This is a genomic window from Brucella cytisi (genome assembly GCF_038433355.1).
GTDB classification, from domain to species: domain Bacteria; phylum Pseudomonadota; class Alphaproteobacteria; order Rhizobiales; family Rhizobiaceae; genus Brucella; species Brucella cytisi.
Genome location: NZ_JBCAUP010000042.1, coordinates 21,954 through 32,299, shown reverse-complemented (window position 1 = coordinate 32,299; position 10,346 = coordinate 21,954). Strand labels below are relative to the sequence as shown.

The window sequence follows — 10,346 nt, the reverse complement described above, 5'->3', positions numbered from 1 at the left end:
GCGGCTTTGATCAATTGACGGATGGTTGCCGACTTATGGCTGCCGAGATTGTCCATGACGACAATGTCGCCTGGCTTGAGCACCGGGACCAACTGCTGCTCGACATAGGCGCGGAAACACTGGCCGTTCATCGGTCCGTCGAAGACACAGGGTGCTGTAAGCTGATCGTTTCTCAAAGCGCCCAGGAATGTCAGCGTGCGCCAGTGGCCATGCGGTGCAAATGCCCGCAGTCGCTTGCCTTTTGGACCCCAGCCTCTGATCGGCGACATGTTGGTCTTGATCCAGGTCTCATCAATGAAGACCAGCCGTTCGGGATCAAGGTGATTTTGCAGGGTCTTCCAGCGCTGTCTTTTGCGAGCGACGTCGGCACGAGCTTGCTCAAGGGCGAATAGTGTTTTTTTTGAAGCGCAGCCCTTCACTGCGAATGAATTCCCAGATCGTATTGTGCGAGACGGAAATACCCCGCTCGGTCAACGCCGCCTTCAGGCCATGGAGTGTCAGGTGTGGGTTCTCGGCGAGCCGTTGCACAATGATATCACGATGCGGTTCGAGTATCCGCTTGCGGTGGCCGCCCATCTTGCCGGGATGAACCGATCCGGTCGCACGATGGCGCTGGGACCATTTTACGACTGAAGATGCGGCAATTTCAAACCGCGTCGCCACTGAACGAACGCTTTCGCCACTCAGCACGGCGGCAATAACGCGCTCTCGAAGATCATTCGATATCGGTGCGGTCATCCAACGCTGGCCTCCATCCAGCCAGCATCAGTGAATCAGAACAAAACTGATTTGGGAAGCGCATTCGATTCAGAGAAAAACGGAAACGCTCTAAGAGAACTACATGAGCACCGGAAGCGCAGAAAACCGCCATTTGCAGCAAAGCATGGCGGCTTTTGGGGCAGGCAATTAGAGCCCTTCAAACGGCGCGCATTCCGCCTCCGCAAAGAAGCGCCGCACTTCCGTGTTCCACGTCGCGTCAGGCACGAAAACGCGCAGCACGGCGGCACCTTCGCCGATATTCTGCTCAATCAGGATCGAACGGGCATCGGCTTGCGAACCATCCGAGCGCAGACTTGCCATGCCGATGGGATCGGCAAGGATCAGGTCGAGCTTGCGTTCGTTGGAAACGCTGTCGTTGAGGCTATAGAGATTGTCCCCGTTGGGCGCATAGATCGAGAGCGACCAATAAGGCACATTTGCCCCGGTCATGATGTGCACGGGACCATCGGCGAGATCGAAGCGGCAGGTGGCTTCCTGTACCAGCGGGTCGCTGTCGCTGACCGGGCCGGTCTTTTCGTCCAGCCTGTGGAAGCGATATGGCTCGCTTCCGGTTTCGATCCGCGACCAGGCGTTCTTGTCGGAATAGAAGGGAACGAGGAAAAGAACTGCGATATGCACGATCGCGGCACCGACGATGCCGAGGAGAACGAGGTGGAAAATTCTAGCCACGGCACGCCCCCCTGTTTGCACCCGGAACACGGGCGAGACCTGGCATCACCAGATCGGAGAGGCCGGAGGATGAAGCCGCAGGCGTATCATAGAGCGTCATGACAAGAACGAAATCGCCGCTTCCTTCCACTGGCAACCAGTTACCGGAAGCTGCATCGGGGCCGATGGTGATCGTGACGCTGCCGTCATCGTCATAAAGCACTTCGCGCGAATGCAGCGCTGCCTGCAGTCCTTCGCGCGGCGTGATCGGTTCGAGATCAGCCGAGGCGGAAAACACGGTCCAGAATCGGGCCGGTGGCGTCAAGCCGCTCAGGCGATAGGTGCAGCCGCGCCGGAGGGTGCGTCCGTTATTGTCGCTGCGCGCATAGAAGGGCAGGCCTTCAGCCGTTCCAAGCGCCAGATAGGCTTTGCGAGCAGCCCGAGCCTTAGAATAGGGGTCGGCATCGGGCGTGCCTGCCGCCGGATAGGCGCTCCAGACCCCGACACGAAGTTCTCCGAAACCCTCAAACCGGTCTAGAACCTTGTCGACGCTCCAGATGCCGCCGCCAAGCGCCAGCACAAGCACAATCGCCGTGTTGAATATCCTTTTGAACATCGCCCCTCAGAGTACCGATATTTTCGAGCGTTCGGCGATCTTAGGCAGAGGCGGAGCCGCAAGGAAGCGGTCATGCAGTTCTTTGATAACTTTTGTCGACATGGGCGAGAGTACGCGCGGCGGTGCTGGCATGGTTTCTTCCGACCTGGCATTTGCCACTTGCGGCTCGCTCTTCTTGGGCGGAGCGGGGAAAGGCGGAGTAACGCCGGGTATGGGCTTCAGCTCGATATTCTGGTGCGCATAGGCCATCATGCGCTGCCAGGCCATGGCTGGCAGGATGCCGCCGGTCAGGTCTTTCATCGGCGTGAAGTTATCATTGCCGAACCAGACGGCCGCTGTGAAATTGCCGGTGAAGCCGACGAACCATGCATCGCGATAATTCTGCGTCGTGCCGGTCTTGCCGCCCACCCGCGTTATTGGCAATGCTGCCCGGCGTCCGGTGCCGCGTTCGGGCACCTGCACCAGCATGGAATTCATCTCGAGTGCGGCTTTTTCCGACAGCGCCCTGTGCGGCTTCGGTGCATCGCGACCGAAGTCCCACAAAACCTTGCCTTCTGACGAAACGATCTGCGTAAACGCATGACGGTTACCGGCCATACCCGCATTTGGAAAAACGTTGAAACCTGTGGCTTGATCCATCACCGTCATTTCCGATGTGCCAAGCACCATGGTCTTGTGTGACGAGATCGGCGATTCCACGCCCATCGCCTTGGTCAGGGCTACGATGGGGGCTGTGGTCAGATAATCGCGCGCCAGTCGCACTGGCACACTGTTCAATGAGCGGACAAGTGCTGTCGTCAGGTCTACACGACCAGCAAAACTGCGGCCATAATTGCGCGGAGACCAGTTGCCCCAACTGATCGGGCCATCGGAAACAATGGTGCTGGGCGTCAGACCCTTTTCCATTGCCGCCGCATAGACGTAAGGCTTGAAGGACGAACCGGCTTGCCGCAGTGCCTTGGTAGCGCGGTTGAACTGACTTTCGCCATAGTCCCGCCCGCCAACCAGTGCACGGACAGAGCCGTCATTGGCAATAACGACGGTTGCCGCTTCCGAAACATTATAATCCTTGCCGAACTGGCGTAGATGGTATTCGAGCGATTCCTCAGCCGCCCTCTGCAGATTGCGATCGAGCGTTGTGCGCACGATCAATGTGTGCTGTGGAATATTGGCAGCGAACTTTTTGACTTCTTCGAAAGCCCAGTCGAGGAAATAGTCTGGACTTTCATTCTTGGCGCGGTCGATGACGCTTGCCGGATGACGACGTGCGACGGCCACTTGTCCGTCGCTTAGAAAACCGCTTTCAACCATGTTGGAAAGCACGACATTGGCACGCGCACGCGCTGCGGGCAGATTAACATGCGGCGCAAATTTAGCAGGGGCCTTGAAAAGGCCGGCCAGCATGGCGGCTTCTGCCAGCGAGACATCCTTCACGCTCTTGCCGAAATAGAATTCCGAAGCGGCTGCGATACCGAAGGTTCCGCCACCCATGTAAGCGCGGTCGAGGTAAAGCTGAAGGATTTCTTTTTTGCTGAGATTGCTTTCCAGCCAGAGCGCAAGGAAGGCTTCCTTGATCTTGCGCTCAAGAGTGCGTTCGTTGGACAGGAAAAGGTTCTTGGCAAGCTGCTGCGTGATGGTCGATCCGCCCTGAACCACGCCATTGGCGCGCATGTTCTGGCTGAGCGCACGGGATAGACCCCAGAAGTCAATACCGTAATGGTCGAAAAAGCGCCGGTCTTCGGTACCGAGCACGGCCTTTATGACGTGATCCGGCAATTCGTCGATCGGCACGGCCTGGCGATGCAAAATGCCGCGCTGGCCGATTTCGTTACCGTAACGATCAAGAAATGTGACGGCGTAATCGTCCTGCGCGCGCCAGTCTTTCTTTGTTTCCTCAAAGGCGGGTAGAGCCAGGACGAGCATCAGGACCGCACCAGCAACGCCGAGCGTAAATCCTTCATCGAGAACCTCGACGACGAAGCGCCGGAATCCGCGTACGCGAAAACGTCGTGAGAAAATGGTGATGCTTTCCCACCATTCACCCAGATTGTAGCGCAGGCTGTAAAGGGTTGAATCGATCCATGCGTCGAGTCCGATCAGGCGCGAAACCCTGAACGGTTTGCGCTTCTCGCTTCCGGAATCTTTTTCTGCCGCTTTACGCATAAACACTAACTTCGGCATGGTTGGTTTCGGAGACAGGCGGAATTTGCCGCTCCATCATAGCAGATAAATAAGCCACACCTCATGTGAAATGGTTAAAGCGTTCGCGGCTTTTTGCAATAAGGAATAAAATCCAATAATAGGAAAATAATCCTTGACTGCGTAACGCTGCTTTGCTAGGTTTCATATACAATCAAAGAGTTGTGACTAATCGCATTTACCCCTTCGACGCTTGCATACATCACCTTGAAAACCTGTGGAGGCTTTTCAGGATGATGTCTTTTGAGGCCACTGATCGAGGATACAGATTTTGCCCCAAAAAATCGCAATGAGGCATTGGACAATTTCGGTCTTCTTCTCGTCGGACAAAGAAAAGATGATCTGCGCCGCGTGGTAGGTGTGACAAAACTCCCGATTAAACTCATTGGGCGGAGTTCACTGAGGCAACGCGCTCGGGGCGTAGTTTTTCATAAACAGGAAAAATGCGATGCAGTTGGCATTTGGGCCTGCAACATGAAAGGAAGCCGTCATGACCATCCTTAACGATGCAGTATTTACCTCGGAGGTTACGTGGATCTGGTTCGCCAAGATGGCAGGTGCGATGGCAGGCTCTTTTATGTCGCTCGCTTATATGCCTCCGCGAGGAAAGCGAGAAGCTGCGATCCGTTTCGCAGTCGGCGTGATCTGTGGCATTGTTTTCGGTGGCGCCGCAGGCGTCAAGATTTCAGAAGTATTGGCTCTTGGGGGATTGCTGGGCCGGGAGGAACTGATGGCGATAGGGTCCGCGGTTGCAAGCCTGGCGGCATGGTCGGCTCTCGGGATTTTTCAGCATTTGTCCGAACGGCTGAAACATGCACCTATACCCGGGCTACTTCCTGAAGAAAAAAGGAACGGTGACGAATCCTGACTATCGATGAAATCGTAAAACTCTGTTCGCGGTGTTCAAGGCGAGACTGAAAGCGGAGGAAGCGCGAAGCAGTGAGATGTCGACATTTGTTGATACAGCGAAAGACAGATCGGTCTCGTTCATGGCATTCCGGTTTGGTGTTGTGTGGATCAGGGAAAGGAACGGACATGTAGATTCAGTGGTCTTCCGCGTTCCGACAATAATTCCCCAGGAAGAAAGACTTATTGGTTGAGACAGACGATGGCTTTGGTCAATTCTGGTTTAGCCGATTCATTTCGCTTTTTATTCATCCTCAAGCGCTTCCGGAACCGCAACCGTCTTAATTGGTCAGGATGCTTTAACGGATAATCGATTGCAATTGGCGGCTGCAATTGCCCGAATTGTTACGTTAATCGGGCGTATCAGGGTAACTTCACGCATTTCATAATTTCACAAAGCGTGATAGTCAGAGGCTGAATTTTCCTTTGGGCCCGGAAGAGGAATGGTTGTTCATGCATCGTTCAGCTGTGGGGCGCTATATAAGGCGGCATGATGAAACAAAATTCTGCACTCAAAGTTTTCGCGCTTCTAGCGGTTAGTATTGGCTTGCTGCCGGTCGATGCCGGTGCCCTGCCGATGACTGCGCCGCAGAAATCCAATCTCATTGTCGCTGCCGCCGGAGATTGCGCGGCGGTCGGCGAACAGGTGGCTGCCCAGCAGGGCGGCCAGCTTGCCAAGGCAACCGCCACGACTCAGAACGGGCGTCCCATGTGCGTGGTCGTGGTGCTTGTGCCCGGCCGCGACGGCGAGCGTCCGCGCCGCGTTGAAGTGGCCGTTCCCGCTCAATAATAGCAGCTTTTGCCGCTGTTTTTCATGAATTGAGGGAGAATGTCCGCTTGCGTATCCTGATCGTTGAAGACGACAAGGACCTGAACCGGCAGCTTTCCGAAGCAATGGTTGCTGCCGGTTATGTGGTCGATCGCGCCTATGACGGCGAGGAAGGGCATTATCTCGGCGATACTGAGCCATATGATGCCGTGGTGCTCGACATCGGCCTGCCACGCATAGACGGTATCAGTGTCGTTGAACGCTGGCGTCGCAGCGGGCGCACAATGCCTGTTCTCATGCTTACGGCCCGCGATCGCTGGAGCGACAAGGTTGCCGGTATTGACGCCGGAGCCGACGATTATGTGGCCAAACCCTTTCATATCGAGGAAGTGCTGGCACGGTTGCGCGCGCTGATCCGCCGCGCTGCGGGACATGCTTCGTCGGAACTCGCCTGCGGGCCGCTCTATCTTGATACGAAAACGTCGAAGGCAAGTGTTAACGGCGTTTCGCTCAAGCTTACCTCGCACGAATATCGGCTTTTGTCCTATCTGATGCACCATATGGATGAGGTGGTCTCGCGTACCGAACTGGTCGAACATCTCTACGATCAGGATTTCGACCGCGATTCCAATACGATTGAAGTCTTCGTCGGTCGCTTGCGCAAGAAAATGGGTGTAGACCTGATCGAGACCGTGCGCGGCATGGGCTATCGCATCCGCTCTGAAGAGGGCGGGGACGAAACGAAAGGCGATGACAGCTGAAGCTTCTTCGCGTCTTTCCTCCGCTACGTTCGCTCGCAGTCCGCGTCGTCACGCTTTCGACGATCTGGGTCATCGTGGCACTTGTGGTGGTTGCGACTTTCATAGGCTCACTTTATGGCGAAGCTGCGCGCAGCAATTTCGAACGCCTGCTGACCGCCCACTTGTTCAGTCTGGTCGGTGCCGTCAGCACGTCAGGCGAAGGCTCCTTGCAGGGGCGCCCGGAACTGGGTGAATTACGCTATTCCAGTCCACTCTCCGGCTGGTACTGGTCCGTCGATCCCGTCACGCCGAACCTGATCGGAAAACTGCAATCGCCATCGCTGATAGGGCGCATCGTGCCGGAAATGCCGGTCTCGCTGGCACCCTTCGACAGTTCTTTCATGCGCAGCTACACCTTGCCTGGCCTCAACGGAGAAGAGCTTTTCATCGTTGAAACAGAAGTGGTTCTGGATACTGCCAACCGTGTTGCGCGTTTTCGCGTCATGGGCAACCTCAGTGAGGTTCTGAAGGAGATTTCTGATTTCAGAACCAGCCTCGCGACCTATCTGGCGATCTTCGGCATCGGCAGTATTCTCATCAACGCCGCTGTGATCCTGTTTGGCCTGCGTCCGCTCGACAAGGTACGTCAGGCGCTGGCTGATATTCGCGAGGGGCGATCATCAAAGCTCGATGCGTCGCTGCCTGTCGAAATCGCACCGCTCGCCAGTGAAATGAATGCCCTCATCGAGAACAATCGCCGCATCGTCGAGCGTTCGCGAACACAGGTCGGAAATCTCGCACATTCTCTCAAAACCCCGCTTTCCGTGCTGGTCAACGAAGCACGGAGCATGGGTGGCGAACACGGACGCATCGTACAGGAACAGAGTGAGGCGATGCAGGTGCAGATACAACATTATCTGCAACGCGCGCGCATTGCCGCGCAGCGCGACAGTGTGGTGTTCCGTACGCCAGTGACGCCGGTTCTTCAACGCATGCAGCGCGTGACGGCGAAACTCAATCCGGCTTTCAGCGTTAACTTCAGGAATGATCTGCCCAACGCGGTCTTTGCTGGCGAAAGGGAAGATCTGGAAGAGATCGTCGGGAATCTGCTCGAGAATGCGGGCAAATGGGGCCGCAAACGTATCAATATCGGACTTGCCCCTATTTCTGGGGAGCAACGACAGTTTGAACTCCTGATAGAAGATGACGGTCCAGGTCTGGCATCGGACAAGATCGAGGCAGCGTTGAAGCGCGGCAGCCGCGTCGATGAAACGAAACCGGGAACGGGGCTTGGGCTGGCGATTGTGCAGGATACCGTTCGGGAATATGGCGGCAGTCTGCATCTGGGCAAGAGTTCGTTCGGTGGATTGAGTGTCCAGGTCGTGTTGCCGCTGACGGAAGATTGAAGGTTGTTTTTGGCCGAAAGCCAACTAGAAGATAAATTGAAAAAGTCACATGCCGATATAGTGTGCATGCTAATTGTTTATGAAGGCCGGTTGTTATGATGATGGTATCCAGGTTTTCTCACCCAGTTTCAGTTGCTTCGATGATGCTTGCCGTGGCGCTTGCATTGTCAGCTTGCGGTACGACCGGCAAGGGCACTGGTCCTGCTTCGCTGGGCGGCGGTTCTACGGCGCAGAAGCCGGAAACCAGCCTGCTGACGCCTCTTGGCAACGGTCTGCTCGGCAACTCAGCAAATCAGTTGAACGCAGCTGACCGCAAGAAGGCGCTTGAGGCCGAATATCGTGCGCTTGAATATTCACCGGCAGGTAAGGCCGTATCCTGGAGTGGTAGCGGATCGAATTCTGGCGACGTGACGGCCGCGCAGCCTTATCAGGTGGGTTCGCAGAATTGCCGCCAGTATTCGCACAGCTTCACAGTCGACGGGTCGCAGCAGACTTCCCGTGGAACGGCATGTCGTAATCCGGACGGCAGCTGGACGCCGCTGACCTAACTCCTGTGTTCCTGCCTTTGCGGCGAATTGCCCTAGTCAGAAACTTACTGCAGGTAGTGGTTGGTTTTTCCCTTGGCTGCGCTTAAGTCGTAGCCATGGGATTCTGGCTTATTGCAGCATTACTGACATTGGCAGCCACTCTGGCTGTTTTGTTGCCTCTCACGCGGCGCAAACAGGCATTCTTGCCCGCTGAAAAGAACGATCTTGAGGTCTATCGGGACCAGTTGCGCGAGGTCGAAGCCGACGCTGCACGCGGCATGATCGACCCGCAGAGCGCCGAGCAGGCACGCATCGAAATTTCGCGTCGCATTTTGAATTCTGAAAAATCTGGCAAAGAAGCTGCGGAAGCCGCAGGCAAAGCTGCACCGGGCCGATTGCTGGCTTTTATTGCTGTGCTCGCCGTGCCGCTCATCGCCTGGGGCATTTATCCGCTTTTCGGCAAGCCGGACATGCCGTCCATGCCGCTCGCTGAACGGCTTTCGGCCAGTGCGGATCGCGGCTCTGTCGATGAGCTGGTGGCGCGCGCCGAAGCGCACCTGGCGCAGAACCCCAACGATGTACGTGGGTGGGATGTGCTAGCGCCGATCTATCTGCGGCTTGGTCGTGCCACTGATGCGGTCAATGCCTATCGCAGTTCCATTCGCATTGCCGGTGAGAATTTCCCGCGCGTGCTGGGATTAGGTGAGGCGCTGGCAACCGCTTCGGGCGGCACCGTGACTGCCGAGGCTGAAGGCTTTTTCAAGAAAGCAGCCGATCTCGAGCCGAATGATGTTCGCCCACAGTTCTATCTTGCACAAGGCGAGATGCAGGACGGTCGGATGGATATGGCCGCCAATCGCCTCCAGGCGTTCCTCGACAAGGCGCCGACCGATGCGCCATGGCGTGGTCAGATCGAGCAGGCTATCGCCCGGCTTCGTAACCCTACTTCCAGCGGCGAACAGCAGCCGAAAGGACCGACAGCGGATGATGTTGATGCCGCGTCGTCGCTCAGTCTGGAAGATCGACAGGCGATGGTCGAAGGCATGGTTCAACGTCTTGATGAAAGTCTTCGCCAGAATAGTGGGGATGTCGAAGGCTGGAAGCGTCTTGTGCGCTCCTATATGATCCTCAACCGCCGCGATGCAGCGCTGGACGCTCTCAATCGTGGCATGACAGCCCTTCAGGGCGAAAGCCGGACGAACTTGCAGAGTTTCGCTGCCGGTCTTGGACTGGAAACAGGGAACGCACAAAAATGAGCGCGACCGCAGAAGACAATGCACGTGTTACCAAACCGGCGGGCAACTTCGCCCGGACCGTCAGCCAGAGAAAGCGCAAGCGTCTGTTCCTGATCGGCGGCGCATTGGCGGTTCTGGCCGTAGCGGTTGGATTGATGCTGATGGCCTTCAGTCAGGACATCCGCTTCTTCCGTACGCCTGCCGACCTGACGGAACAGGATATGGCCTCCGGCTCGCGGTTCCGTCTCGGTGGTCTCGTTGAGGAAGGTTCCGTCAGCCGCGAGGGTAGCGAACTGCGTTTCACAGTGACCGATACAATCAAGACCGTGAAGGTCGTGTTCAAGGGTATTCCGCCCGATCTCTTCCGTGAAGGGCAGGGTGTTGTCGCCGAAGGACGGTTCGGAGACGATGGTGTGTTCCGCGCCGACAATGTGCTGGCGAAGCACGATGAGAATTATGTTCCCAAGGACCTTGCCGACAGCCTGAAGGAAAAGGGCGTCTGGGAAGGCAAATAAAAATT

Annotated in this window: 10 protein-coding genes and 1 pseudogene; 7 read left to right on the top strand and 4 right to left on the bottom strand. The window is 56.3% G+C overall.

Going from position 1 to position 10,346, the window contains the following annotated elements; genetic code table 11:
• The 4 genes and pseudogenes from AAE521_RS25505 to AAE521_RS25490 form a co-directional block, all read right to left on the bottom strand.
• Window positions 1-738, bottom strand: a pseudogene (locus tag AAE521_RS25505) (IS630 family transposase); the annotation flags it as partial.
• A gap of 168 nt (window positions 739-906) precedes the next feature.
• Window positions 907-1,449 carry a DUF1254 domain-containing protein gene (locus tag AAE521_RS25500; RefSeq protein ID WP_071631492.1) on the bottom strand — a complete coding sequence of 181 codons (543 nt, stop codon included), beginning with the start codon at window positions 1,447-1,449 and terminating at the stop codon, window positions 907-909.
• Entirely contained in the window at window positions 1,442-2,044 is a 603-nt protein-coding gene (locus tag AAE521_RS25495) for a DUF1214 domain-containing protein (RefSeq protein ID WP_342062891.1), read from the bottom strand. The genes AAE521_RS25500 and AAE521_RS25495 overlap by 8 nt, the downstream gene beginning before the upstream one ends.
• 6 nt (window positions 2,045-2,050) lie before the next feature.
• Window positions 2,051-4,225: a transglycosylase domain-containing protein gene (locus tag AAE521_RS25490; protein ID WP_342062890.1), complete on the bottom strand. Its 2,175-nt coding sequence runs from the start codon at window positions 4,223-4,225 to the stop codon at window positions 2,051-2,053.
• Between the two features lie 508 nt (window positions 4,226-4,733).
• Between AAE521_RS25490 and AAE521_RS25485 the strand changes: the two genes are divergently transcribed.
• The 7 genes from AAE521_RS25485 (at window position 4,734) to ccmE (ending at window position 10,341) form a co-directional block, all read left to right on the top strand.
• On the top strand, window positions 4,734-5,111 hold the full coding sequence (locus AAE521_RS25485) for a DUF6107 family protein (protein ID WP_342062889.1): 378 nt from the start codon (window positions 4,734-4,736) through the stop codon (window positions 5,109-5,111).
• 531 nt (window positions 5,112-5,642) lie between these two features.
• Window positions 5,643-5,939, top strand: a complete 297-nt coding sequence (locus AAE521_RS25480) for a hypothetical protein (protein ID WP_010661592.1) — start codon at window positions 5,643-5,645, stop codon at window positions 5,937-5,939.
• A gap of 47 nt (window positions 5,940-5,986) precedes the next feature.
• Entirely contained in the window at window positions 5,987-6,679 is a 693-nt protein-coding gene (locus tag AAE521_RS25475) for a response regulator transcription factor (RefSeq protein ID WP_071631488.1), read from the top strand.
• A 74-nt stretch (window positions 6,680-6,753) separates the two neighbouring features.
• Window positions 6,754-8,064: an ATP-binding protein gene (locus AAE521_RS25470; RefSeq protein ID WP_342062888.1), complete on the top strand. Its 1,311-nt coding sequence runs from the start codon at window positions 6,754-6,756 to the stop codon at window positions 8,062-8,064.
• 95 nt (window positions 8,065-8,159) lie between these two features.
• Entirely contained in the window at window positions 8,160-8,612 is a 453-nt protein-coding gene (locus AAE521_RS25465) for a hypothetical protein (protein ID WP_342062887.1), read from the top strand.
• A gap of 95 nt (window positions 8,613-8,707) precedes the next feature.
• Window positions 8,708-9,847 carry a c-type cytochrome biogenesis protein CcmI gene (ccmI, locus tag AAE521_RS25460; RefSeq protein ID WP_342062886.1) on the top strand — a complete coding sequence of 380 codons (1,140 nt, stop codon included), beginning with the start codon at window positions 8,708-8,710 and terminating at the stop codon, window positions 9,845-9,847.
• Entirely contained in the window at window positions 9,844-10,341 is a 498-nt protein-coding gene (gene ccmE, locus AAE521_RS25455) for a cytochrome c maturation protein CcmE (RefSeq protein ID WP_071631484.1), read from the top strand. The genes ccmI and ccmE overlap by 4 nt, the downstream gene beginning before the upstream one ends.
• Window positions 10,342-10,346 lie beyond the last annotated feature (5 nt).

Excerpts from the sequence above, each read along its gene's own strand:
- AAE521_RS25495 (WP_342062891.1), bottom strand. The coding sequence starts at position 2,044 with ATGTTCAAAAGGATATTCAACACGGCGATTGTGCTTGTGCTGGCGCTT.
- AAE521_RS25490 (WP_342062890.1), bottom strand. The coding sequence starts at position 4,225 with ATGCCGAAGTTAGTGTTTATGCGTAAAGCGGCAGAAAAAGATTCCGGA.
- AAE521_RS25485 (WP_342062889.1), top strand. The coding sequence starts at position 4,734 with ATGACCATCCTTAACGATGCAGTATTTACCTCGGAGGTTACGTGGATC.
- AAE521_RS25480 (WP_010661592.1), top strand. The coding sequence starts at position 5,643 with ATGAAACAAAATTCTGCACTCAAAGTTTTCGCGCTTCTAGCGGTTAGT.
- AAE521_RS25465 (WP_342062887.1), top strand. The coding sequence starts at position 8,160 with ATGATGATGGTATCCAGGTTTTCTCACCCAGTTTCAGTTGCTTCGATG.
- ccmI (WP_342062886.1), top strand. The coding sequence starts at position 8,708 with ATGGGATTCTGGCTTATTGCAGCATTACTGACATTGGCAGCCACTCTG.
- ccmE (WP_071631484.1), top strand. The coding sequence starts at position 9,844 with ATGAGCGCGACCGCAGAAGACAATGCACGTGTTACCAAACCGGCGGGC.